The sequence below is a fragment of the Micromonospora sp. NPDC093277 genome, from assembly GCF_044765245.1.
Lineage (GTDB): Bacteria > Actinomycetota > Actinomycetes > Mycobacteriales > Micromonosporaceae > Micromonospora.
Genome location: NZ_JBIWJO010000001.1, coordinates 585,272 through 608,593, shown reverse-complemented (window position 1 = coordinate 608,593; position 23,322 = coordinate 585,272). Strand labels below are relative to the sequence as shown.

Annotated in this window: 23 protein-coding genes; 10 read left to right on the top strand and 13 right to left on the bottom strand. The window is 73.0% G+C overall.

The features are described 5' to 3' along the window. Positions 1-5 precede the first annotated feature (5 nt). Complete coding sequence (locus tag ACIRG9_RS02785; protein WP_402849155.1) at positions 6-905, bottom strand: ribokinase; 900 nt, start codon at positions 903-905, stop codon at positions 6-8. A gap of 17 nt (positions 906-922) precedes the next feature. Continuing rightward, positions 923-1,774 (bottom strand): ABC transporter ATP-binding protein, encoded by an 852-nt coding sequence (locus ACIRG9_RS02780; RefSeq protein WP_402850220.1) that lies wholly within the window; start codon positions 1,772-1,774, stop codon positions 923-925. 75 nt (positions 1,775-1,849) lie between these two features. Between ACIRG9_RS02780 and ACIRG9_RS02775 the strand changes: the two genes are divergently transcribed. Next, positions 1,850-2,860: an ABC transporter ATP-binding protein gene (locus ACIRG9_RS02775; protein ID WP_402849152.1), complete on the top strand. Its 1,011-nt coding sequence runs from the start codon at positions 1,850-1,852 to the stop codon at positions 2,858-2,860. Then, positions 2,857-3,867: an ABC transporter permease subunit gene (locus ACIRG9_RS02770; protein ID WP_402849149.1), complete on the top strand. Its 1,011-nt coding sequence runs from the start codon at positions 2,857-2,859 to the stop codon at positions 3,865-3,867. The genes ACIRG9_RS02775 and ACIRG9_RS02770 overlap by 4 nt, the downstream gene beginning before the upstream one ends. A gap of 114 nt (positions 3,868-3,981) precedes the next feature. On the opposite strand, the gene ACIRG9_RS02765 is transcribed toward ACIRG9_RS02770, so the two are convergent. Further along, positions 3,982-5,187 carry an ROK family protein gene (locus tag ACIRG9_RS02765; RefSeq protein WP_402849146.1) on the bottom strand — a complete coding sequence of 402 codons (1,206 nt, stop codon included), beginning with the start codon at positions 5,185-5,187 and terminating at the stop codon, positions 3,982-3,984. A gap of 126 nt (positions 5,188-5,313) precedes the next feature. Between ACIRG9_RS02765 and ACIRG9_RS02760 the strand changes: the two genes are divergently transcribed. The 6 genes from ACIRG9_RS02760 to ACIRG9_RS02735 all read left to right on the top strand — a co-directional run bounded on the left by ACIRG9_RS02760 (position 5,314) and on the right by ACIRG9_RS02735 (position 9,416). Further along, positions 5,314-6,765, top strand: a complete 1,452-nt coding sequence (locus ACIRG9_RS02760; RefSeq protein ID WP_402849143.1) for a glycoside hydrolase family 3 N-terminal domain-containing protein — start codon at positions 5,314-5,316, stop codon at positions 6,763-6,765. 84 nt (positions 6,766-6,849) lie between these two features. Further along, positions 6,850-7,350 (top strand): hypothetical protein, encoded by a 501-nt coding sequence (locus ACIRG9_RS02755; RefSeq protein WP_402849141.1) that lies wholly within the window; start codon positions 6,850-6,852, stop codon positions 7,348-7,350. Continuing rightward, positions 7,347-7,844 carry a thiol-disulfide oxidoreductase DCC family protein gene (locus ACIRG9_RS02750; protein ID WP_402849138.1) on the top strand — a complete coding sequence of 166 codons (498 nt, stop codon included), beginning with the start codon at positions 7,347-7,349 and terminating at the stop codon, positions 7,842-7,844. The genes ACIRG9_RS02755 and ACIRG9_RS02750 overlap by 4 nt, the downstream gene beginning before the upstream one ends. Further along, positions 7,780-8,484: a TetR family transcriptional regulator gene (locus tag ACIRG9_RS02745; RefSeq protein WP_402849136.1), complete on the top strand. Its 705-nt coding sequence runs from the start codon at positions 7,780-7,782 to the stop codon at positions 8,482-8,484. The genes ACIRG9_RS02750 and ACIRG9_RS02745 overlap by 65 nt, the downstream gene beginning before the upstream one ends. Before the next feature lie 105 nt (positions 8,485-8,589). After that, a complete protein-coding gene (locus tag ACIRG9_RS02740; protein ID WP_402849133.1) occupies positions 8,590-8,775 on the top strand; it encodes a DNA repair protein in 186 nt (61 codons plus the stop codon). Positions 8,776-8,897: 122 nt separating this feature from the next. Beyond that, complete coding sequence (locus tag ACIRG9_RS02735; protein WP_402849130.1) at positions 8,898-9,416, top strand: hypothetical protein; 519 nt, start codon at positions 8,898-8,900, stop codon at positions 9,414-9,416. 50 nt (positions 9,417-9,466) lie between these two features. On the opposite strand, the gene ACIRG9_RS02730 is transcribed toward ACIRG9_RS02735, so the two are convergent. The 6 genes from ACIRG9_RS02730 to ACIRG9_RS02705 all read right to left on the bottom strand — a co-directional run bounded on the left by ACIRG9_RS02730 (position 9,467) and on the right by ACIRG9_RS02705 (position 16,653). Next, positions 9,467-10,198 carry a Clp protease N-terminal domain-containing protein gene (locus tag ACIRG9_RS02730; RefSeq protein ID WP_402849128.1) on the bottom strand — a complete coding sequence of 244 codons (732 nt, stop codon included), beginning with the start codon at positions 10,196-10,198 and terminating at the stop codon, positions 9,467-9,469. A gap of 73 nt (positions 10,199-10,271) precedes the next feature. After that, a complete protein-coding gene (locus ACIRG9_RS02725) occupies positions 10,272-10,703 on the bottom strand; it encodes a DUF3592 domain-containing protein (RefSeq protein ID WP_402849125.1) in 432 nt (143 codons plus the stop codon). 59 nt (positions 10,704-10,762) lie between these two features. Then, positions 10,763-15,094: a type VII secretion protein EccCb gene (gene eccCb / locus ACIRG9_RS02720; RefSeq protein WP_402849122.1), complete on the bottom strand. Its 4,332-nt coding sequence runs from the start codon at positions 15,092-15,094 to the stop codon at positions 10,763-10,765. Positions 15,095-15,096: 2 nt separating this feature from the next. Beyond that, positions 15,097-15,522, bottom strand: a complete 426-nt coding sequence (locus tag ACIRG9_RS02715) for a hypothetical protein (RefSeq protein WP_402849119.1) — start codon at positions 15,520-15,522, stop codon at positions 15,097-15,099. Between the two features lie 88 nt (positions 15,523-15,610). Next, positions 15,611-16,288, bottom strand: a complete 678-nt coding sequence (locus tag ACIRG9_RS02710) for a hypothetical protein (RefSeq protein WP_402849116.1) — start codon at positions 16,286-16,288, stop codon at positions 15,611-15,613. Continuing rightward, the gene (locus ACIRG9_RS02705) at positions 16,285-16,653 is read right to left on the bottom strand and encodes a hypothetical protein (RefSeq protein WP_402849114.1); all 369 of its coding nucleotides are present in this window, start codon (positions 16,651-16,653) and stop codon (positions 16,285-16,287) included. The genes ACIRG9_RS02710 and ACIRG9_RS02705 overlap by 4 nt, the downstream gene beginning before the upstream one ends. Before the next feature lie 159 nt (positions 16,654-16,812). Between ACIRG9_RS02705 and ACIRG9_RS02700 the strand changes: the two genes are divergently transcribed. Both ACIRG9_RS02700 and ACIRG9_RS02695 read left to right on the top strand, forming a co-directional pair. Further along, entirely contained in the window at positions 16,813-18,795 is a 1,983-nt protein-coding gene (locus ACIRG9_RS02700) for a sensor histidine kinase (protein WP_402849111.1), read from the top strand. Next, positions 18,783-19,436, top strand: coding sequence for a LuxR C-terminal-related transcriptional regulator (locus ACIRG9_RS02695; RefSeq protein ID WP_402849108.1), 654 nt, complete (start codon positions 18,783-18,785; stop codon positions 19,434-19,436). Before ACIRG9_RS02700 ends, ACIRG9_RS02695 begins: the two co-directional genes overlap by 13 nt. Before the next feature lie 20 nt (positions 19,437-19,456). On the opposite strand, the gene ACIRG9_RS02690 is transcribed toward ACIRG9_RS02695, so the two are convergent. From ACIRG9_RS02690 to ACIRG9_RS02675, 4 genes are all read right to left on the bottom strand, one after another. Next, positions 19,457-19,642, bottom strand: coding sequence for a hypothetical protein (locus tag ACIRG9_RS02690; protein WP_402849106.1), 186 nt, complete (start codon positions 19,640-19,642; stop codon positions 19,457-19,459). 201 nt (positions 19,643-19,843) lie between these two features. After that, positions 19,844-20,491 carry a hypothetical protein gene (locus ACIRG9_RS02685; RefSeq protein ID WP_402849104.1) on the bottom strand — a complete coding sequence of 216 codons (648 nt, stop codon included), beginning with the start codon at positions 20,489-20,491 and terminating at the stop codon, positions 19,844-19,846. A gap of 157 nt (positions 20,492-20,648) precedes the next feature. Then, positions 20,649-21,374 (bottom strand): hypothetical protein, encoded by a 726-nt coding sequence (locus ACIRG9_RS02680; RefSeq protein ID WP_402849101.1) that lies wholly within the window; start codon positions 21,372-21,374, stop codon positions 20,649-20,651. A gap of 168 nt (positions 21,375-21,542) precedes the next feature. After that, entirely contained in the window at positions 21,543-23,321 is a 1,779-nt protein-coding gene (locus tag ACIRG9_RS02675) for an FtsX-like permease family protein (protein WP_402849099.1), read from the bottom strand. Position 23,322: the final 1 nt, after the last annotated feature.

Here is a 23,322-nt window from a genome sequence, read left to right as displayed (position 1 = left end):
CGCGTTCAGGCCCGCGGGACGTACAGCTCGTCGATCTCGACCCGGCGGGGCAGCGCCACCGAGGCACCGAGCCGGCGGGCGCAGGCGGCGCCGGCCGCCGCCGCCCAGTGCACCGCGTCGAGCAGCTCGCGCCCCTCTCCCCAGGCCACGGCGAGGGCGGCGGTGAAGGCGTCCCCGGCCGCGGTGGAGTCCACCACGTCGACCTTCACCGCCGGGACGTGCACCGAGGTCCCGTCCCGGTCGACGTACCGAGCCCCCTCGGCGCCGAGGGTGAGCACCGCCCGAGGCACCAGGTCGAGCAGGGCCTCCGGTTCGTCCCGGCCCCGGCCGGTGAGCGCCCGTGCCTCCGTCTCGTTGACCACCAGCAGGTCGACCGCGGCGAGCAGTTCCGCCGGCACCTGCCGGGCCGGCGCCGCGTTGAGCACCACCCGGGTGCCGGCCGCGCGGGCCGCCACCGCCGCCTCGGTCACCGTCTCGACCGGCACCTCCAGCTGCGCGACCAGCACGTCCGCCTCGCGTACGGCGCGCAGCTCGCCCTCGGTGAGGCCGCTGAACGCGCCGTTGGCACCAGGGACCACCAGGATGGCGTTCTCGCCCGCCGAGTTGACCATGACCAGGGCGACGCCGGAGTCCCCGTAGACCACCCGGAGCTGGCTGGTGTCGACCCCGGCGGCGGTGATCCGGGCCTTGAGGGTGACCCCGAAGGCGTCCGAGCCGATCGCGCCGAGGAAGGCGCAGGAGGCGCCGGCGCGGACCGCGGCGATGGCCTGGTTGGCGCCCTTGCCGCCGGGCACCATCACGAAGTCGCTGCCGAGCACGGTCTCGCCGGGACGGGGCAGCGCCGGGGTGGTGCCGACCACGTCCATGTTGGCGCTGCCCACCACGGCGACCCGGGTCTGCGGCACGCTGGTCTCTCCTCGGGTCAGGCGGCGCGGGCGGCCCAGCGGTCGCCGGAACGCTGGACGATCAGGGGCAGGCCGAAGGTCTTGGACAGGTTGTCGGCGGTGAGCGTGTCCGCGAGCAGCCCCTGTGCCATCACGCCACCGTCGCGCAGCAGCAACGCGTGGGTGAAGCCGGGCGGGATCTCCTCGACGTGGTGGGTGACCAGCACCATGGCCGGCGCGTCCGGGTCATACGCCAGCTCGGCGAGCCGGGCGACCAGGTCCTCGCGCCCGCCCAGGTCGAGCCCGGCGGCCGGCTCGTCCAGCAGCAGCAGCTCCGGATCGGTCATCAGGGCACGGGCGATCTGCACCCGCTTGCGTTCCCCCTCGGACAGCGTGCCGTACGCCCGGTCCGCGAGGTGGCTCACGCCGAGCTGGCCGAGCAGCACGCGGGCGCGCGCCTCGTCGGTGCGGTCGTAGCTCTCCCGGAAGCGGCCGATCACCGACCAGGCGGCGGTGACCACGACGTCGGTGACCCGCTCGTCGGTGGGGATCCGCTCGGCCAGCGTGGCGGTGGAGAGGCCGATCCGCGTCCGCAGCTCGTTGACGTCGGTGCGGCCGATCCGCTCGCCGAGGACGTGCGCACTGCCGGTGGTCGGGTACAGCCGGCCGGCGGCCAGGTTGAGCAGGGTGCTCTTGCCGGCGCCGTTCGGGCCCAGCACCACCCAGCGCTCGTCCAGCTCGACCCGCCAGTCGACGTCGTGCAGCAGCGCGGTGCCGGAGCGCCTGACGCCGATCCCGTCGAGGCTGACCACCACATCAAGGTCACCAGTCACCGGTCCATCCAACCACGCAACCGGCGGGCTGCCCCCCACGGGCGGTGCCTCCGCCATATGGTGGGGCGCCGTGTCGTTGGTCACCACAACCTGAGGACGGTTCATGCCCGACTGTTGCCCGGAGCGGCGCGAATGAGCGCGGTCATCGAGATCTCCGGTCTCCGCAAGACGTTCCACACCCTGCGCCAGGGGCGCCGGGTCGCCGTGGACGGTTTCGACCTGCTGGTCGAGGCCGGACAGGTGCACGGGTTCCTCGGGCCGAACGGCTCGGGCAAGACCACCACGCTGCGCGCCCTGCTCGGGTTGGTACGTGCCGACAGCGGCCGGATGAACGTATTCGGGGCACCCTCCCCGGATCGGCTGCCGGACGTGGCGGACCGGGTCGGCGCGATCGTGGAGAGCCCGCAGTTCTTCGGCAACTTCACCGCCCGCCGTACGCTGCGGCTGCTGGCCAAGGCCGGGGGCGTGCCCACCACCCGCATCGACGAGGTGCTGGAGCAGGTCGGCCTGCTGGACCGCGGCGAGGAGCGGGTGAAGGGTTACTCGCTGGGCATGAAGCAGCGGCTGGCGGTGGCCTCGGCGCTGTTGAAGCAGCCGGAACTGCTGATCCTCGACGAGCCGGCGAACGGCCTGGACCCGGCCGGCATCCGGGAGATGCGGGACCTGATGCGGTCGCTGGCCGCCGCCGGGGTGACCGTGCTGCTCTCCAGCCACATCCTGGCCGAGATCCAGCTCATCTGCGACCACGTGACGATCATCAGCCGGGGCCGGCGGGTGGCGCACGGCCGGGTGGACGACGTGCTGGCCAGCTTCGACCAGCACGAGTGGCAGGTCCGGGTGGCCGAGCCGGAGCGGGCCGTGGAGCTGCTGGGGCAGGCCGGCCTGTCGGTCACCGCCCACCCCGACCACCTGGTGGTCACCGGCGTCGACGAGCCGGAGCTGATCAGCCGCACGCTGGGCGAGCAGGGGCTCTGGGTACGCGAGCTGGTCCCGCTCCGGCCGGATCTGGAGAGCGTCTTCCTGGAGCTGACCGGCACCACCCCGCACCCGACGGTGCCCCAACAGCTGGACGGGCCGCCCGCCGATCCGGACGACGTGGTGATCGACCTCGACGCGCGCGAGAACCGGGAGGTGAACGCGTGAACCTGGTCCGAGCCGAGCTGGAGCGGCTGACCGCTCGCCGCTTCGTGCAACTGATGGTGGTGCTGCTGCTGGTCGCCTTCGCGGTGACCGCGGCGACCACGCTGGCCGGGTCGCACCAGCCCACGGCGGCGGAACTGAGCCGGGCCCAGCAACAGGCCGCCAACCACATGCGCGAGCTGGACATGGCGCACGACCGCTGTCTCCGGATCAAGGCCGGGCAGGCGACGCCGACCGAGACCGACTACGTCCCGGCGGACTGCGCCGAGGTGGACCCGGGCCGGATGGAGCGGCTGCCCATTGTGGCGGACTACCTCGACGGAGTGTTCGTCTTCGCCCTCGAGGCCCGGCCGCTGCTCTATTTCCTGGTCGCGTTCCTGGTGCTCTTCGGGTTCCTGGTCGGGGCCTCCTACATCGGCGCCGACCTGAACTCGGGCGGGGTGGTCAACCTGCTGCTGTGGCGGCCCCGCCGCTGGGCGGTGCTCGGCGCCAAGCTGGGGACGCTGCTCGGCGCGCTGCTGGTGCTCTCCGCGGTGGCTTCGGCGGCGTACCTGTCGGCGTTCTGGCTGATCGGGCAGACGGCGGGACATCCCGGGTATCTGGACGGGGAGTTCTGGCGGTCGCTGGGTGGCATGTACGTGCGGGGCCTGGTGCTGGTGCTGCTCGCCGGGGCGCTCGGTTTCGCCATCGCCACGCTGGGCCGGCACACCTCGGCGGCGCTCGGCACCGTAGCCGCGTACCTGGTGGTGTGGGAGCTGGGCGCACGGCTGGTGCTGCAGATCGTCGACGTGGCCCGGCCGGAACAGTGGATGGTCTCCAGCTACCTGATCGCCTGGCTTTCCGGTGGGGCCCAGTTCTGGGACAACCACGCCTGCCGGAATGTCGTCGACGGCTACTGCGACGGCTCCTACACCCTGGGCGTGGGGGTTGGCCTGGCGGTGCTGCTCGGGTTCACGGTCCTGCTGGTCGGGGGCGCCTTCACCGCGTTCCGCCGCCGCGACCTGATCTGAGCGCGACCGGTACGGCCCCGCGCGGGCGGGGCCGTACCGGCAACTCCTTGCAGCACTTCTTCGATTCGTGAAGAATTCCTTCACATGGCGGCGCGGGCGGCGAGTGGCGGACGGTCAGCCGACCGTCGAGCCGAACACCTCGTCGCGGACCGCGTCGAGCGCGGTGCGCAGCGCACCCCGCAGGATCGGCTCCTCGGTCAGTCCGGTGGCGACCACCCGCGGCCGGACCAGGGTGATCGCGGCGACCTCGTGCTGCACCCGGTCGGCCAGTGCCGCCCCACCTGCCTGACCTACCTCGCCGGCGAGCACCACCAGCGGCGGGTCGAGCACCACGCAGGTGCTCGCCACGCCGAGGGCCAGCCGGCGGGCCAGCTCGTCCAGCATCGGCCCGCCGGCCGTACCGGCCTCGATCGCGACGCGCACCGCCTCGGCGGCGCTGCCCGCGGCGCACCCGGCCTCGGCGGCGCCGCCCGCGACGAACCCGTGCTCGGCCGCCACCGAGTGCACCGCGTCCGCGCCCGCGAGCTGCTGGAACGCCGGCTTGGCCCGCTTCGAGACGTCCCGCGGGATGGGCACGCCGGGCACCGGCAGGTAGCCGATCTCGCCGGCCGCCCCACTGCTGCCGTGGTGCAGCCGGCCGCCGAGCATGATCGCCAGGCCGACGCCGGCGCCCACCCACACCAGCACGAAGTCCGACACGCCCTGGGCCGCACCGGACTGGGCCTCGGCGACGGCGGCCAGGTTGACGTCGTTCTCGAAGACCACCGGGGTGTGCAGGTCGTCGCGGAGCGCGGCGAGCAGGCCCCGGTGCCAGCGCGGCAGGTTGAACGCGAAGGTGATGTCGCCGCTGCCCGGATCCACCAGGCCGGGGGTGCCCAGCACGATGCGCCGTACGCTCGACAGCTCCGCACCGGCGCTGTTCGCCGCCTGGACCACCGCGTTGTGCACCACGCCGACCGGGTCGTCGGTGTCCCGGGTGGACTGTTCCACCCGGCCGACGACCTCGCCGGTGATGTCGGCGCAGGCCGCCACCACGCGTTCGGCGCCGACGTCCACGCCGACCACGTACGCGCTGCTCGGACGGACCGCGTAGAGCTGGGCGTTCGGGCCCCGCCCGCCGGCCTGCTCACCGACCCGGGTGACCAGGCCGCGCTCCTCCAGCCGCTCCACCAGCTGGGACGCGGTGACCTTGGACAGGCCGGTCAGCTCGCCGAGCCGGGCCCGGGTGAGCGGCCCGCGTTCGAGCAACAGCTCCAGCGCCGCCCGGTCGTTGAGCGCGCGTAGCAGGCGGGGGGTGCCGGGCAGCCGGGTCGCACTCATGCCAACGTCCTCAATTGTTCAGTAAAGTTTGCTAACCAAAAAAACGCCTGTACCGGGGTGTCCGCAAGCGTATCGGCCGCCCCGATCCGGAGTCGTCGGACGACCCGGCAGGGAAAGGGGAGACTCGTGGGGCAGGATCCAGGACTCCGGCGGCTGGCACTGGGCACGCTGCTGGCCGCGTACCCGGGCCCGGTCCCGCCCGACTGGGCGGTGGATCTGCTCGCCGAGGGACTCGCCGGGCACACGCTGTTCGGCGGCAACATCCACGACCCGGCCCAGGTGGCGGCGACCACCGCCGCGCTGCGCGCCGGCCGACCCGACGTGATCATCGCGATCGACGAGGAGGGCGGCGACGTCACCCGGCTGGCGCACGCCACCGGCAGCCCGTACCCCGGCAACGCCGCGCTCGGCGCGGTGGACGACGTGCCGCTGACCCGCCGGGTGTACGCGGCGATCGGGGCGGAACTCGCGGCGCTCGGCATCACGGTCGACCTGGCTCCCACCGTCGACGTGAACACCGCCGACGAGAACCCGGTGATCGGCACCCGCTCGTTCGGCGCCGACCCGGCCCGGGTGGCCGCTCACTCCGCCGCCGCGGTGTCCGGCCTCCAGTCGTCCGGGGTGGCCGCCTGCGCCAAGCACTTCCCCGGGCACGGCGCGACCGTCGCCGACTCCCACTACGAGCTGCCCACCGTCGACGCGCCCCCGGCGGTGCTCCGCGAGCGCGACCTGCCGCCGTTCGCCGCGGTCATCGACGCCGGGGTACGCGCCATCATGACCGCGCACATCCGGGTGCCGGCGCTGACCGGGGACGGACCGGCCACGTTCAGCCGTCCGGTCCTGGTCGACCTGCTGCGGGGCGAGTACGGCTTCACCGGCACCGTGGTCACCGACGCGCTGGAGATGAAGGGGGCCGCGCTGGCCGCGGGCGGCGTCGGTCCGGCCGCCGTACGCGCCCTGGCCGCCGGGGCGGACCTGCTCTGCATCGGCGCGAAGGTCGACGCCGGCCTGGTGGAACTGGTGGTCGAGGAGATCATCGGCGCGCTCGGCGACGGCCGGCTGGACCGGAGCCGGGTCGAGGAGGCGGCCGGGCGAGCCGCCGAGCTGGCCGCCTGGACCGGTGCCGCCGGCACCCCGGCCAGCACGCCCGACGGGCTCGGCTACGCCGCGGCGCTGCGCGCGGTACGCGTCGAGGGCGACGTCTCCGGCCTGACCGCGCCGCTGGTGGTGCAGGTCCACGCCACCTCCACCATCGCCGAGGGGCGGGTGCCGTGGGGGCTGGGCCCGCACCTCGCCGGGGCCGAGGAGGTCCGCGCGGTCGCCGGTGAGACCGATCCGGACGAGTTGCGCGGGCGGGCCGGCGACCGGCCGATCGTGCTGGTCGGCCGCCACCTGCACCGGCTGCCCGGGGCGCGGGAACTGGTCGAGACGCTGGCCGCCGCGCATCCGGTGACGGTGGTGGAGATGGGCTGGCCGGGCGCCTGGCGTCCCGCCGGGGCCCGCGCCTTCGTCACCACGTACGGCGCCAGCCACGCCAACGGCCGGGCGGCGGCGCAGGTGCTCGGCCTGTCCAGCTGAGCCACCGGGCGCCGGCATCGCGCGCCACCCCCTCTTGAACGCGTTCAAAACCTGTCGTACGCTGAGCCCGGCCTAAAGTTGAACGTGTTCAAGAAGGGCGACGAGATGGACGTGAAGGTCTGGATGTATCTGACCTACCTCGCGGTCAGCATCGGTCTGACCGTCTGGGTGGCCAGGGCGCTCTCCCGCAACGGGCTGGTCTTCCTGGAGGACGTCTTCTCCGACAAGCGGCTGGCGGATGCCGTCAACAGCCTCCTGGTGGTCGGCTTCTACCTGCTCAACCTCGGCTACGTGACGGTGGCGATGAAGGAGGCCGGACCGGTCGGCACCACCAGCCAGGCGCTGGAGGAACTGTCCATGAAGGTCGGCCTGGTGCTGCTGGTGCTCGGCGCGCTGCACTTCTTCAACGTCTTCGCGCTCGGCCGGTACCGCCGTGGCCGGCTCCGCCAGCAGGCAACCGCCCATCCCCCGCTCGCCCCGGTGGGCTACCTGCCCGTACCACCCGGCCCCAGGCCGGGCGGCCCCACCGGGCCGATCCCGGCCGGCGGTCCCGCATCGTCCACCGGCCCGACGCCGACGCCGTGACCGTCGGGCCGGGCGGGCACCCAGCGGATCCCACCGGGCACGGGGCCAGTGGGATCCGCTGGTTCACCGTCCTCTACGACGCGCACTGCCCGATGTGCCGGGCCGCCCGGCAGTGGCTCGCGTCCCGCGCCCAGCTCGTACCCCTGGAGTTCGTGCCGGCCGGCTCGGCGGAGGCCCGGCGGCGCTTCCCCGGGCTCGACCACGACGCGACGCTGCGGGACCTGACCGTGGTGGCCGACACCGGCGCGGTGTACGCCGGCGACGGCGCCTGGTTCGCCTGCCTGTGGGCGCTGGCCGACCACCGGTCCACGGCCGAGCGGCTGGCCCGCCCGCACCTGCTGCCGCTGGCCCGGCGGATGGTGGCGACCGCCTCCTCGGTACGCGAACTGGTCCGCGAGCCGCGGCCGGACCCGGGATACGGTGAAGACGATGACCGAGCAGACTGCGGCGACCGGTGCGGGTGGCCCGACCACCGGGGCGACCGCCCGGGGTGAGCAGACCCGGCAACTGATCCTGGACACCGCGATGCGGCTGTTCCGCGAGCGCGGTTACGCGCGCACCACCATGCGGGCGATCGCCCAGGAGGCCGGCGTGGCGGTGGGCAACGCCTACTACTACTTCGGCTCCAAGGAACACCTGATCCAGGGGTTCTACACCGACACCCAGCACGAACACCGGGCCGCGGCGGCGCCGGTGCTCGCCCGGGAGCGGGACTTCGCCGCCCGGCTGGCCGGGGTGCTGCACGCCGGCGTCGACGTGCTGACGCCGTACCACTCGTTCGCCGCCAGCTTCTTCAAGACCGCGGCCGAACCGACCTCGCCGCTCAGCCCGTTCTCGTCGGAGTCATCGGAACCTCGCGAGGCGGCGATCGCGCTGTTCCGGGAGGCGCTGGAGGGTTCCACCGCCCGGGTGGACCCCGAACTGCGCCCGGAACTGCCGGAGCTGCTGTGGCTGGCGTACATGGGTGTGGTCCTCTACTGGGTGCACGACCGCTCGCCGGATCAGGTGAAGACGAAACAGCTGATCGACGGCGCGGTGCCGCTGGTGGACCGGCTGATGGGGCTGTCCCGGCTGCGGGTGCTGCGCCCGGTGACCCGCCAGGTGCTCACCCTCATCCACACGCTACGTCACTGACCATCCGGCGGCGGGTTTGCGGCCCGCCGGCGGGAACCTGACCCACCGATCCCACGTCATATTCATTTCCATACATGTACAACTTTTCGTGGGACGGTAATTGTCATGCCGAAACAGCCAGCCGACCGGTATCAGCAGGACGCCGAGCGAAACTGGCCAGCCACCGGAGAAACCGAGCGGCGTCCGGCACAGCCCCGGTACCGGGAAGCCCGGACCGGGCCGCTCTCCTGGGCCGCGCTGAACGCGCTGCCCACCGAAGCCGCTACCCGGCACGGCCTCAACACCCGCTGACGCCCCATCGTCGGCCGGCAGCGGCGACACACCCGGGGCTGCTCCACCGCGTTCTTTCGCACAGGTGTCGGGTAGCGTCGTCTGGTCCGAAATCCCGGCCTACGACAGGAGAAGCTCCGCGCATGGGCAAGAAGACGATCCACGTCTCCGACTTCACCGGCCAGCTGCTCGGCCCCGACGACGAGGTGGTCAAGGTCGTCGTGCTGGAGCACCCTGACCTCGTCGCCGGGCCCGTGCAGCTGGATGCCACACCCGTCGAGGTGGAGAGCATCGACGACGCGGCGCTGGACGTGGCCGTGGTGGAGATCCACGACCGGCACGGCGGGGACGAGCCGCGCCGGGTGGTGCTGACCGCCAGCGAGTTCGACGCCATGGCCACCGACGTGCCGATGGCGCAGCTGCTGCGTACCGCGGAGCGGGTTCGGCCGCCGAAGACGCGGCGGAGCGCGGAGAAGGTCGACTACGGCACCATCGAGCACGCCGGGAAGCCGCACCGCGGCCGGGTCACCGAGGAGGAGGCGCGGCTGGTGCGCGAGCGCCTCGACGAGGTGAACAAGCGCCTCGCCGACGCCGGGATCCGCCAGGTCGACCCGGCCGACCCGGAGCACGCCGCCCGGTACGGCTTCCCCGCCGTCGACTGACGTCCCGATTCCGGGCACGCACCCTGCGGCGCGTGCCCGGCCTGGCGTGGTCAGGCCATTTTCCGGGCGATCTCGGCCAACGCGCCGGCGATCGCGGCCTCCATCGTGTCCTTCTGCAGCCCGAGGCCGGTGAGCACGCCGTCGCCGTCCTCCTCTTCGAGCAGGGCGAGCAGCATGTGCTCGGTGCCGATGTAGTTGTGGCCGAGCCGGAGCGCCTCCCGGAACGTCAGCTCCAGCACCTTCTTGCCCCGCGCGTCGTAGGGGATCAGGTCCGGGACCCGCTCGGCCTTCGCCGGCAGGGTCGCGGTGACCGCCTCCCGGAACCGCTCCGCGGACACGCCCGCGGCCTCGATCAGGCGGGGAGCGAGCGCGTTCGGGTCGACGAACAGGCCGAGGGCGAGGTGCCCGGGGACGATCTCGGCGTTACCGGCGGAACGCGCCTCCTCCTGTGAGGCCATCACCACGTTACGGGCGCGCGGGGTGAACCGGCCGAACCCGGCGTTCGGGTCCAGGGCAGCCGCCGTCTCGGCCTTGGCGGCGGAGCGCTTCTGGGCAGCCTGCTTGCTGACCCCCATGCTGCGGCCGATCTCCGTCCAGGAGGCGCCCGAGCGTCGGGCCTGGTCGACGAAGTGTCCGATCAGATGGTCGGCGATGTCGCCCAGGTGGTCGGCGACCAGGACGGCGTCGGTGAGTTGGTCCAGCGCGTCGGTGTGCGACTTCTTGATGCCCTCGATCAGGTCGTCGAGGCGTACCGGGTGGGTCATCTTCACGGGATCCGTCATGCGTCAACCATAGGTTGACGACCCTCTTCCGTCAATCTTCAGTTGACGCTGCTTCGGCGGTTGGTCTCTCGTGCTACACGGCCCGGGCGGGCCCGCTCCGGATCAGCGCGAGCGAGATCATGATGACCACGAGGCCGAAGCCCTCCAGGACGGTCGGCGCCTGCAGGAGCAGGTCCTCCGTCGCGTATCCGTCCGGGATGGCGGCCCTGGTCGGATCCGCGGGGTCGACCCGCACCGAGAGCACCTCCCCGACCTCGAACCGGCGCTTGTTGAGCTCGCTCGAGAACCGCTCCCGGTGCCGCACGCCGTCAATCACGTACTCCACGGTCACCCGCGTAGCCGCGAACGAACCACTGATCTGCAACCGTTCCACGTGGACCACCCGGCCGGTCGTCTCGGCGCCGACCCGCACCCGCTTGTCGATCGCCTCGGTCAGCCGGGCGTCGAGCAGGAGCCCGCCGCCGATCATCAGGGTGCCCACGACGACAGCCAGGACCAACCTCAACGCCCGTACGCCAACCGCCCCCACCGAACCCCGCCCCTCCCCCGACAGTCGGCGAACAGTCACTCCGGCTCGGGCGGCGACCAGGCGGTCTGGACCACCCGGTTGCCGTCCCGCCGGCGGACCAGCGTGCCGCGCCCCGGCGGCATCGGCTGCGGTCGCAGCCCACCGAGCAGCGGCCCCTCCTCCCGGCTGCCCGACATCAGCAGACCCGGCGAGTCCAGCTCGCGCAGGCGTTGCAGCACCGGCTCGTAGAGCGCCCGCGCGGCCCCGCCGACCCGGCGGGCGACGATCAGGTGCAGGCCGATGTCCCGGGCGTGCGGCAGCAACTCGTGCAGCACGCTCAGCGGGTTGGTCCCACCGGTGGCGACCAGGTCGTAGTCGTCCACCAGGAGAAAGAGTTCCGGCCCCTGCCACCAGGAGCGCTCCCGGAACTGGTCGTACGAGACGTCCGGCCCGGGCAGCCGCCGCTCCATCGCCTGCCGGACCTGATCCAGTCCCTCGACGAAGGCCGGCCGCGCCGCGGCGTAGTGCAGCAGGTACTCCCCCTCGACGGCGTGCAGCAGACTCCGGCGGTAGTCCGCGACCATCAGCCGGGCCTGCTCCGGCGAGTACCGGCTGATGATCTGTCGGGCGACCAACCGCAACAGGTTGGACTTCCCGCACTCGGCGTCACCGAAGACGATCAGGTGCGGTTCGCGGTCGAAGTCGAGATGGACCGGGGCCAGGTCCGCCTCGTCCAGCCCGATCGGCAGCCCGGTCGCCGTCGGGTCGCGTACCTCGTCCAGCTCGGCGGCCGAAAGCTGGCGCGGCAGTAGCCGCACCGGTGGGGCCGGTTCGCCCGGCCACGCCGCCGCGACCCGGTCCGCCAGCGCGGCGGCCGCCTCCGTCAGATCCGCTACGTCGCCGCGGCCGTCGATCCGGGCCAGGGCGGTCAGGAAGTGCAGCCGGTCGGGCGTCAGCCCCCGACCCGGCGCGGACCGGGGTACGGTTGCCGCCGCCCGCCGGTCGAACTCCGACTCCGTCGGGTCACCGAGCCGCAACTCCAGCTTGGTGCCGAGCAGGTCCCGGAGGGTGGACCGGAACTCGAACCACCGCACCGCGGTGAGCACGACGTGCACGCCGACCGCGAGCCCGCGCTGGGCGATGCCGGTGACCACCTCCTCCAACTCCTCGTACTCCTGACGTAGGGCGCCCCAGCCGTCCACCACGAGGAAGACGTCCCCGTACGGGTCGTCGGTGACCTTCCCGGAGTCGCGCAGCGCCCGGTAGGCGGCCATCGAGCCCACACCGTGCTCGGTGAAGCGCCGCTCCCGCTCGTCGAGCAGCGCGGCCACCTCGGCGACGGACCGCCGGACCGCCTCGGCGTCACGCCGCCCGGCCACCCCGCAGACGTGGGGCAGCCGACCGAGGCTCCGCAGCGCGCCGCCGCCGAGGTCGAGGCAGAAGAACTGCACCTCGCGCGGGGTGTGACTCAACGCCAACGACGCCACCAGGGTCCGCACCGTGCTGCTCTTGCCGGACAGCGGCGCGCCGACCACACCGACGTTCCCGGCGCTGCCCCCGAGCTCCAGCACCAGCGGCTCCCGGCGCTGTGCACGGGGCTCGTCGAGCAGGCCGATCGGCACCGCCAGCGCGGACCGCGGCGGGCCGCCGCTGAGGCCCCGGGCCGGGTCGACCAGCAACGGCGGCAGGAGTTCGTCGAGCGTCGGCGGTTCACCGAGCGGCGGCAGCCAGATCTGGTGGGCGGGGACGCCCCGACCGTGCAGCCGCGCGACCAGCACGTCGAGCGTGCTGCGACCGGCCAGCTCCGGGGGTACGCCGACCTCCGCGTCGCCCGTCGCCGCCGGGCCGGAGACGTACGCGGCCCGGAACGCGGTCATCGTCACGCCCGCCTTCAGGTAGCCGTGCCCCGGGGCGGCGGGCAGCGCGTACGCGTCGGGCACCCCGAGCACCGCCCGGCTCTCGCTCGCCGAGAAGGTACGCAGCCCGATCCGGTACGACAGGTGGCTCTCCAGCCCGCGTAGCCGCCCCTCCAGCCGCTGGCTGGCCAGCAGCAGGTGCACGCCGAGGGCCCGGCCCACCCGGACCGCCTGCACGAAGACCTCGCTGAACTCGGGCCGCGCGACGAGCAGCTCGGAGAATTCGTCGCAGACGACCAGCAGGGTCGGCAGGGGCGGCAGGTCGGCGCCGGCCGCCCGCGCCTGCTCGTAGTCCCACCGGTTGGCGTAGTTGCCGGCGCTGCTCAGCAGCTCCTGCCGGCGGAGCAGTTCGCTGGTCAGCGCGTCCGCCAGCCGGTCGATCAGCGTGAGATCCTCGGAAAGGTTGGTGATCACCGCGCTCACGTGCGGCAGCGCGGCGAACGGCGCGAAGGCCGCCCCGCCCTTGAAGTCGACGAGGACGAGGTTCAGCTCCGCCGAGGAGTGCCGGGCCACCAGCGCGGCCACGAGGGCACGCAGCAGCTCACTCTTGCCGGAACCCGGCGCCCCGACCAGCAGACCATGCGGGCCCATGCCGTCCCGGGCCGGCTCCTTCAGGTCGAGCAGCACCGGCTCGCCCCGCTCGTCGAAACCCAGCGGCACCCGCAGGTGGTCGGGGCCCAGCGGGGTGTGCCGCCCCTCGAACCGCCACAGCGCCGCCCGATCCGGCACGCCGAGGACGAACAGCGCCTCGTCCGCCTGCGCCGTGACCTGCGACGGCAGGCCCGACCGGTCGCCGGCCGCACTCCACGCCTCGGCGATCACCGACACCAGCGTCCCGCCACCGTCGGCCGCCCCGGCCTCGGGGTCCAGCTCCACGTCACGGTCGGCGGGCGTCAGGTCGGGCAACGCGATGCGGAACGTACGCCGGCCGTGGATGGCCCAGCCCGGCATGTTGGCCGGCAGTCGCATCGCCTGATCCGGGCCGACCAACGACTCCTGCGGCTGCGACAACCGGGTCTCGATCCGGATCTGGGGCAACTCCCGCAGGTCCTCCGGGATGCTCCGCCAGCTCCGCTCGGCGATGACCACGTGGACCCCGTAGCCGAGGCCCTTGTTGGCCAGCTCGACGACCCGGGTGGCGAAGTCCGGCAGCAGCGTGGTGAAGTCGTGCCAGCGGTCGACGACCAGGAACACGTCCGGCCACGGCCCGGCGTCGAGGGTGGCGCGCCGGGCCCGCAGGCTGGTGGGCGACTCCAGGTTGTAGCGGCGGAACAGCTGCTTCCGGTCGAGGACGTCCTGCTCCAGCTTGTCGAGCAGCGCTCCCACGTCGCCCACCTCGTCGTCACCGACGACGGCCCGGACGTGCGGCAGGCGCCGCATCGGCCCGAGCCAGTTCCCGCCCGACTCCAGGCAGTTGAACGCCACCTCGTCGGCCGAGTGGGTCAGCGCCAACCCACCGATGATGGTGCGCAGCAGGCTGGTCTTGCCGGTGCCCGCCCGCCCGACCACCAGCAGGTGTCCCTCGGCGGAGGCCAGGTCGAGCCAGACCGGCTCGCCGGCCGGCTGGTCGATCCGCTGCGCCTGCCCGACGGGCACCTTGAGCAGTCCGCGCCGCCGCCAGTCGGTCGCGCAGAGCTTCACGTCGTCGGCTGGTTCGAGCGGCCCGAGCAGGTCGCCGAGACGCGGCCCCCGCTGGTCCTGCCGGCGGCGCTGCCGGTGGTGACCCTCGCGGGACATGGCGATGTGGATCTCGTCGCTGGCGCTGCCGAACTGGCACGGCGTCTGCGCCGACCGCTTGGGCAGTTCGAGGTGGACGTACCGCCACAGGTCGTCGGGGGTGATCCGGCCCTGGCCGGTGATGTCCGCCGCGCCGGTGCTCAGCCCCTGGATGATCGTCTCGGTGAACGCCGAGCGCAGCCGCGGCGCGGTGCCCGAGGCGGGCCGCCCGTCGTCGGCCCGTTCCACCGAGTTGGTCGCGGTGATGACGTACCGGCCGTACCCGGTCTTCAGCTCGCCATCGATCGCCAGGTCGTCCGTCGTCTTCAGGCCGTGGCCCTCGAACGCGCCGCTGTAGCAGCAGTCGAGCAGGAGCACCGAGCTGGCCGCGTCCGACTCGTCGAGGAGTTCCCGGACGAACGACGCGGAGATCGCGGTCGACGAGAGGTGGTCGAGCTCGGTGTTGGCCACCGCCAGGTGCAGCCGCCCCCGCTTGCTGCTGCGCACACCGTGGCCGGAGAAGTAGAGCAGGAGAAGGTCCTCCGGGCCGGCCGCCCGCAGCATCGCCTCGATCGCCCGCTCGATCGAGCTCTTGGACTCGTTCTCCAGCAGCACCGTCTGGTCGAACGCGCCGACGTCGGCGTCGGCCAGCAGACTGAGCAGGTCACGCGCCTCCTCGCGGGGCGCGTACAGGTCCGCCAGGGACTCGTCGATGTAGCGGTCGTTGGCGATCAGGAGCGCACGTCGCTGTCCCACCATCAGCTCCGGGCGCCGGTGCTCCCGCCGTCCGCCGGCGAACCGGATGGCGCCGGGCCGGACGGTGCGCCGAGAAGCTGCGTCAACCGGTCCAACACGGCCGGATCGATCCGGGTGTCGCCGGTCACCACGACCTCCCGGTCGCCGTTGCGAACCCGAATCGACCGGGCCTTCACCCGGTCGGCGTACGCCACCACGATCTGGGCCAGGGCCCCCATGGTGGTCGCGGAGAAGAGACCGCCGACGACCAGCATGCCGAGCTCCCACGCCTGCGCCGACTTGCCGGGTCCGGCGGCCGGCGCCTGGGCGTACGCGACCCGCAGCCCGCGTACCGCCCGCAGGTCGTCGGCGAGCCCGGCGGCCAGCCCGTCGATCCGCTCGGCGGGCAGCGGCGCCGCCGGCTCGATCAGCAGCGAGAGTTCGGTCACGCCCCACCTCCGACAGCACGATTGTCTACATTCAACACCGCCCTTGCCGCTGGCCGGCACCCCCAATGATCGGGATGCCGGCCAGCGGTCAGGCGGTGCGGGCCAGCCGGAGCGCCAGGGCGGCGAAGCCGGCGGCCTGGAGGGTGGCGCCGGCGACCTCGAACCATTCGGTGCCGGCGATCAGGCCGGTCACGTGCAGCGCCGGCCAGCAGCAGATGGCGACCGCGGCCCAGGTCGGCGCGGTCCGGGCGCGTAGCAGGGCGATGCCGAGCAGCAGGGTGCCGAGGATGTTGCCGACCACGAAGAGCAGCAGGAACGGGATCGCGGCCTCGGAGCCGGCGTCCAGCACCGCGGCGTAGTCGCCGGTGGGGCCGCCGCGTTCGGCCATGGCCAGGGTGACGAAGCCCCCCATCACGGCACCGAAGTACGCCACGTACCCGCCGATCATGAGTGATCCGCCGACGAGGCCGAGCCGGTTCGCCCGGATCCGGGTGAACCCGATGGCGCCGAGCGTGGCCGGGATGATGAGCAGGCAGCCGAGCAGGGCCGCGATGGTCGAGACCCGCAGCAGCGCCGGATGCGCGGCGGCGAGCGCGAGGCTGTCCGCGCCGGTCTCGTCGCTGCCGCCGGTGCGGGTGGCGACGGCGTAGGCGGCGTTGGCGACCACGAACCCCCAGGGTGCGGCCAGCATCGCGAGGACGGTGCCGACCCGGCGTGGCGCGTCGGCCGGCGCGAGGGTGATCTCGCGGTCGAGGGTGGCGGTCATGACGCGGCCACCGCCGGACGCCGCAGGCCCGGCCAGATCAGGATCAGGGCGGCGACGGTGACCACGAGACCGACGCCGAGGAGCACCTCGTTCGCGGTGGAGATGCTGTCGTCACCGAACGCCGGCAGCACGGCGAGTCCGGACAGGATCCGGGTGACGATCACCGTGACCAGGCCACCGCGCCGTCCGCGCCAGGCGAGCCAGGCGCCGGCGAGGGTGATCGCGCCGAGCAGGGTGATCACCACGGCGGCGGCGACCGGCGGCTGGCCCTCACCGCCCACGCCGGAGAATCCGGTGGCCAGGTCGCCGAGGCCGAGCAGGCCGGCGAGTACGAGACCGGCGGTGAAGCTGTGGGTGTGTCTCACGATTGCCTCCCTTGAGCGGATGTCCTGGCCAGCAGTCTTGGCCGGACGCACCGGGGAGCGCATCGGGGCGGACCCGGGACCGGGGGTGCGGGCAGGTACGGAGGCGATCTCCGTGCTGGCACGTATCCGTCGGGGTCGTGACCGGCCTACCGTGGGGCCATGACGTTGCCACGGCTGGTCGCGTACGCGATGACGGCGATCGCCGTCGCGTTCGTCGGCGCGGGCGGCTGGCTGCTGGCCCTCGGCCGCGACACCGGCCAGACGCTCTACTTCGCGACCGCCTGCCTGCTCGCCGCCGCCTCCGTGGTCCTGGGCATGCTGATCGTGACGAGGCGCCCGACCAATGTGATCGGTGCCCTGCTCACCTTCTTCGGGCTGCTCGCCATCTGGGTCGCCCTGACCGACGTCTACACCTACGTCGTGGCGCACCGCCCGGGGCGGCTGCCGGTCTCGTCGCTCCTGGTCACCGTCGGCCAGGGCTCCTGGATGCTCAACTACGTGCCGGCGGCGCTGCTCATGCTGCTCTTCCCGGACGGGCGGCTGCTGCCCGGGCGGCGCTGGCGGGTGGTGGCCGCCGGCCTGCTGGTGGTGCCAGCGGCGTTCATCGTGCTCACCGGTCTCGACCCCGCCCCGTTCCCGCCGCCGTTCGCGGGCGTCGAGCACGCGTTCGGCACCCCGCCACCGGCACTGGCGCGGCTGCTGGGGCCGATCGCGGTCGCCCTGCTGCCCGGGCTGCTCGCGCTGCTCGTCGCGTCCACGGTGGCGATGGTGGTGCGGTACCGGCGGGCCACCGGCCCGGTCCGCCGGGCGCAGGTGAAGTGGTTCGCGCTCGGCGCGTTCTTCCTGCCCGTGACGCTGCTGCTGTGCTGGCTGAGCTACCTGCTGCTCGACGGGCCGGACCTGGCGGTGCTCGGACTCGCCGCGACGCTGGTCGCGGTCCCGACGGCGACCACGATCGGCATCCTCCGCCACGACCTGTACGACGTGAACAAGGCGCTGAGCGCCACGGTCACCTACGGCCTGGTCACCGCCGCGCTGCTGGCCTTCTACACGGTCGCCATGTTCGTCGCCGGCGTCGCGGCGGGCCGTTCGTCGCCGGTGGCCGCGGCCGGCGCCACCGCGGTCTGCGCGCTCGCCCTGTCCCCGCTGCGCGTCCGGTTGCAGCGCGAGGTGGACCGCCGGTTCTATCCCGCCCGCCGGGCCGCGCTCGCGGCCGTCGAGGACCTCCGTGATCGGATGCACGCCGGTGAGGCGGCGCCGGAGCGGCTCGAGGCGGCGCTGCGACAGGCGCTGCGCGATCCGGAGGTACGCGTCGGATACCGGATGCCGGGCACGAACGAGCTGGTCACCGCGACCGGGGACGGCTTCGAGGCGGCCGAGGACGCGACCGTGATCCGCCTCGGCGGCCAGCCGATCGGCGTCCTCGTCCGCGGCGGCACCACGACCCGGGAGCTGATGCACGAACTCGCCGACGCCTGCGCGCTGCTCGTCGAGGTGGTCCGGCTGCGGTTGCAGCTACGCCGGGCCCTGCACGACGTGGAGGCCAGCCGGGCACGGCTGCTGCGCGCCGGGTACGCCGAGCGGCTGCGCCTGGAGCGCGACCTGCACGACGGCGCCCAACAGCGGTTGGTCTCCCTCGGCATGGCGCTGCGGCTCGCCCAACGGCACCTTCCCGAGACCGACGTCTCCGGCCTGCTCGACCAGGCGGTCGCCGAACTTGGCACCGCGGTCGCGGAGCTGCGGCAGATCGCGCACGGGCTGCGGCCATCCAGTCTCGACGAGGGGCTCGCCAACGCGCTGACGATGCTGGTCCGCGGCGTGCCGCTGGCGGTCACCCTCGACATCTGCCGCGAGCCGGTCCCCGAGGACCTCGCCACCACCGCCTACTACGTGGCCAGCGAGGCGCTGACGAACGTGGTGAAGCACTCCGGCGCCACCGCCGTACACCTGCGGGTTTCCCGGGCCGAGGGCGACCTGACCGTGACGGTCCGCGACGACGGCGTCGGTGGGGCCCGGGTACGACCCGGCGGCGGGCTGGCGGGCATCGGCGACCGGGTGGCCGCCGCCGGGGGTGCGCTCACGGTGGCCGGCCAGCTCGGTAACGGAACCCTCGTCGAGGCGGTGCTGCCGTGCGGATCGTGATCGGCGAGGACTCGACGCTGTTCCGGGAGGGTCTGGCCCGGTTGCTGGTTGACGCCGGGCACGAGGTGGTCGGCAAGGCGGTCGACGCCCCGAGCCTGCTGGCCGCCGCCGAGGAGGCCGCGCCGGACCTGGCCATCATCGACGTACGGATGCCGCCCGACCACACCGACGACGGTGCCCGCGCGGCCCGCCAGATCCGGGCGCGCCGGCCGGACCTCGGCATCGTGCTGCTCTCCCAACACATCGAGACCCGGCACTCGGTGGATCTGGTCGCCGGCGGCCGGTTCGGCTATCTGCTCAAGGACCGCGTACTCGACGTCGACGACTTCCTCGACGCGCTGCGGCGGGTCGCGGCCGGCGGGTCAGCGCTCGACCCGGAGGTGGTCACCCGGCTCATCGGCCACCGGCCGCCGAACGACCCGCTCAGCAGCCTCACCGCCCGGGAGCGGGAGGTCCTCGGGCTGATGGCCGAGGGGCGCACGAACGTCGGGATCGCCCGCCGCCTGTGGCTCACCGAGCGAACCGTCGAGGCGCACGTCAGCTCCATCATGGCCAAGCTCGGCCTGGCCTCCACCGACGAGGACCACCGGCGGGTGCTCGCGGTGCTGGTGTACCTCCGCCGGTCGGGCCACACCGAGTGAGCAACGAGACGCGCCTCAGCTCAGGCCGAGCGGCGGGCCAGCACCCAGCCGACGACGGTCAGCCCGGCGCCCAGTACGACGAGCGGGACCGAGTCGACCGCCACCAGGCCGACCGCCACCAGCACCGCCCCGGCGATCGAGAACCCGAAGGCGACCGGGTTACGCAGGCCCGGCGGCCGCCAACCGCCCTTCCGCTGCTGCACCATGCTCCTGCTCCCTGCGGTCTTCGGATGGCCGGAAACGTCCAATCGGTCCGTGGTGACGAGCGCGAGGCCCCAGGTGCACGCCGCCGATCCCCGCGAACAACACCCTCACCGGGATGATCGTCCAGGACATCAGGAACGAAAGCAATGCACAGGCGTCTATGTAAAGAGCGGTCACGATCCCCGAGCATGCGGCGGGGCCGGTCAGGGATAGAGGTTGGGCGCCATGCAGCTGGCGAAGATCAGCGCGAACACCCAGTCGAGGTTGGACGGCAGGCACAACCGCACCAGCAGGCCCGGCCGTCGCCCGGCCGTTCGAGGGCCGCGCTTACGGGGAGGTCCGAGGCGGCGGTCGAGGTCCGGTGTGAAGTACTGCGTCAACGCCCACTTGAGGCCGCTCGCCAGGACCATGCCCAGGGTGAACATGTGCAGCGTCGCGGCGCCCGTCATGACACCTTCGTGCACGGGATAGCTGGCCCCATCGCTCGGCCGCAGCTGAGATGCCGCGATGTACACCGCGAGCGGCACCAGGCTCAGACCGAACCACGCCTGGGTGCGGAAGAGGTTCGCCATCTCGGCGTCGCCACCGGTGCGCGGCCAGTCCCAAGCGTGGCCACGCACCTCGTCCAGCGTCCAGACGAACCGCTTGTCCCGGTTGGCCAAGCGCACCAGCAGCGGTGCGGTCAGGACGACGAGCGGTCGTCCCAGGTCCCGCAACTGCCGACGCGCCCGGCCAGCCTCGACTTCGCCGTCATCGTTCAAGAGCAGATCAACCAGCCACCCGGCACATTGACATTTTCGCACCCGCCCAGTTGGGCGCACGTCGCCGAGCGCCAGCCAGCGTTCGCCCACGTGAAGACGTTCCTGGTACTCCCAGCGTGCGAGGCCGCTCTGCCTCGCAGGCAAGCCTGCGGAGGCTGCCTGCTGTCTCGACCTGACTGAGGTCGGGACAGCAGGCTGCTCCGCGTAGCCGGTGATCCGGCCGTTGTCTTTCCCGGCCGGGCCCGACTCAGGAGACGGCGGTGAGGCGCTGGGCCGCGGAAACGGCCAGTTCCCGGGTCACCTGCTCAGCCCGCTCGGCGGTGTCGGCCCGCGTCTCGATCCGGGAGGCGAGCATGCCCCGGGCCAGCAGCACGGCACAGAAGTGGGTCGGACCGTCCGGATCCTTCTCGTTGAGCACCTCGCAGAACATCAACTGGTCGTCAAGCCCGCTCAAGATCGACAGTTCACGCTCGCCGAGAACCCGGTGCGATCCCTCCCGGTCCTGATACGTACCGCAGCCGAGCCTGCCGCGGATCTGGGCGACGGCGTCAGCAGCGGAATCGACGCCCCACACCGCGGCGAACTGTTGAATACGCAGGCCGGACGCCTCCCACTCCCGGCGCTGACCGAAGGCACTTCCGTAGACGCCGTTTCCCCGCCGGGTCCCGCAGACTCCGGAGAGAACGCTACCCATGTACGGCGACTGGAGCGGCACCTCCGTGACCCCGCCGACGTCAAGCGCCGGCCCGATCAACACGGTGCCTACCTCCCCTTCGAGCTTGGGGTCCAAGTCGAAGATGGATTGCGCCCCGAGCATCGCCGGATCGGTGCTGAACGGCTCGGGCGACGCGATGGCCGGCCGCCCCCGGCCACCCGCCCCGGACGTTCCGGTGTTCGCCCCGCAGGCCGCGGTGAGGACGAGCCCCACCGCGGCCACCAGAGCGATCAGTGACTTACCAACGATGCGGCGCATCAATGATCGCCTTCGGGTCGCTCACGGTCGCGCTCCTGAATGAGCCGATGGTCCATGTCACTTCCTTTACCAGCGAACCGGAGGCGTTGAACCCGCAAGGCCCAACTCGGCCCATCCCCCAGCCGTTCGGCTCCACGGATCTTCCCGACCGTACGCCGCTGACTCCCGTCAGGCCGGTGCGGACCGGAGGGTGTCCGCGACCGGGCGCCGGACGGCGGCCAGGGCGGGGACGGCGGTGAGCGCGGCGGTGGTGAGGAGAATTCCGAGCGCCATGGCGAGCAGCCAGGAACCGGGTGGGTACCGGAGCTCGCCGTGGCCGAGGACGATGGTCAGGCCGATGCCGGCGGGGATCCCGAGGGCGACGCCGGGTGTCGCGGGAAGCAGCTGCGCCACCGCCATGCCCGCGGTCACCTGTGCGGGTGTGGCGCCGAGTGTGCGGGCGACGGCCAGCGGGTGGCGGGCGTCGAGGACCGCGGTCCAGGTGCTCACGATGGCGTTGATGAGCGCGAGGACGCACAGCACGACGATGACGAGGACCATGGCCTGGAGGGTTCGGGTGTCCTTAGGGCTGTCCAGCTCCGTTTCGCCGAGCTTGACCTGCCGGTTCTGCGCCAGGCCCATGAGCAGGGCGGTGAGCGCGGTCGTGGTGATCAGGACGTTGACCATGACGAGGCGGGCGCGGCGGGGGCGGCGGGCGTTGACGCGTACCCCGATCAGCAGGGCGGTGGGCATCCGACGGGACAGCCAGACGCGCCACCCGCGGCGTCGGGGTGGCGTGGCGGCGTCGGCCAGTGCGTGGACGGTGTCGGTGGTGGCGGCGCGTAGCACGGGCGCCAGCGCCGCCGCGGCCGCGATGGTGAGGGCGAGGACGGAGGCGGCGAGCACGGTGCGTAGCGCGGGCGGGTGGGTGCCGGTGGAGCCGAGGAGTCCGGCACCGGGGTTGGTGAGTGCCGGTGCGGCGAGCCACCCGACGGCCAGGCCGGTGCCGGCGGCAGCGAGCCCGATCACGAGGTATTCGGCGAGGTGAACGGCGGCGATCATGGCCGGTCCGGCACCGACGGCCTTGAGTAGTCCCACCCGGCGGCGTTGATCGACGACGCGGCCGGCGACGATGTTCGCGACGCTGGCCACCGCGAGGGCGGTGAGCAGCCAACTGCCGGCCAGCAGGGCCACGCGCGCCCCTTTGACGAGCCTGCCGTCCGCGTCGGCGATCCCTTTCCAGCTGGTGTATTCCATCCCGTCCATGCGCATGTGGTCGAACGAGGTGCTGGCCCGCGGGTCGGCGTATCTCAGGTTCAGGGCGTACGACAGCGGCCGCGCGCCGGCCAGCGCGCCGATCTGGCTACTGTCGACCCAGACCAGGCCGGCGTTCTCGGTCAGGGGGCTGCCCGCGTCCATGCGCCAGTCGGCACCCGGGTAGACGGCCCTGGCGGCGGTGACCGCGGTCCCGACCACCCGCAGCGGATGGCCGAAGATGTCGACGCTGTCGCCGACGTGCACGCCGAGGGCGTTGGCGAAGGTCGGTTCGATGACCAGGCCGCCGGGGCGTACCCAGGTGCCGGCGGTCACCGCGGGCCGGTCGAGCGCGGCCGGGGAGTCGTCCCGGCCCTGAACGACCGCCGGCACGGTCCTGCCACGGGCGGTCAGCATCAGATAGCCCATCGGGTACGGTCCGCTGTGCGCGGTGACGCCGGGCGCGGTGGCCAACGGCGCGAGAGCGGCCAGAGCTTCCTGGCCCGTCGCCACCGGCGTCACCACCACGTCCGGGCCCGCGGTGGCGGCCCGGGTCCGCTCGTACGGCCGGGCGAGAGCATCGTTGAGAGCGAGGCCGAGAGTCAGGGTCGCGGTCGCGGCGCTGATCGCGAGCAGCAGCAGTACGGTCTCAGTGCGCCGCCGGCGCAGGTCCCGCATCATCAGCCGGCACACGAGCAGCAGTCGTCCGGCCACG

Bases quoted from the DNA above. Each gene is read 5' to 3' on its own strand.
- ACIRG9_RS02780 (WP_402850220.1), bottom strand. From the start codon at position 1,774: ATGGCGGAGGCACCGCCCGTGGGGGGCAGCCCGCCGGTTGCGTGGTTG.
- ACIRG9_RS02775 (WP_402849152.1), top strand. From the start codon at position 1,850: ATGAGCGCGGTCATCGAGATCTCCGGTCTCCGCAAGACGTTCCACACC.
- ACIRG9_RS02765 (WP_402849146.1), bottom strand. From the start codon at position 5,187: ATGAGTGCGACCCGGCTGCCCGGCACCCCCCGCCTGCTACGCGCGCTC.
- ACIRG9_RS02745 (WP_402849136.1), top strand. From the start codon at position 7,780: ATGACCGAGCAGACTGCGGCGACCGGTGCGGGTGGCCCGACCACCGGG.
- ACIRG9_RS02740 (WP_402849133.1), top strand. From the start codon at position 8,590: ATGCCGAAACAGCCAGCCGACCGGTATCAGCAGGACGCCGAGCGAAAC.
- ACIRG9_RS02735 (WP_402849130.1), top strand. From the start codon at position 8,898: ATGGGCAAGAAGACGATCCACGTCTCCGACTTCACCGGCCAGCTGCTC.
- ACIRG9_RS02730 (WP_402849128.1), bottom strand. From the start codon at position 10,198: ATGACGGATCCCGTGAAGATGACCCACCCGGTACGCCTCGACGACCTG.
- ACIRG9_RS02710 (WP_402849116.1), bottom strand. From the start codon at position 16,288: ATGACCGCCACCCTCGACCGCGAGATCACCCTCGCGCCGGCCGACGCG.
- ACIRG9_RS02700 (WP_402849111.1), top strand. From the start codon at position 16,813: ATGACGTTGCCACGGCTGGTCGCGTACGCGATGACGGCGATCGCCGTC.
- ACIRG9_RS02690 (WP_402849106.1), bottom strand. From the start codon at position 19,642: ATGGTGCAGCAGCGGAAGGGCGGTTGGCGGCCGCCGGGCCTGCGTAAC.
- ACIRG9_RS02680 (WP_402849101.1), bottom strand. From the start codon at position 21,374: ATGCGCCGCATCGTTGGTAAGTCACTGATCGCTCTGGTGGCCGCGGTG.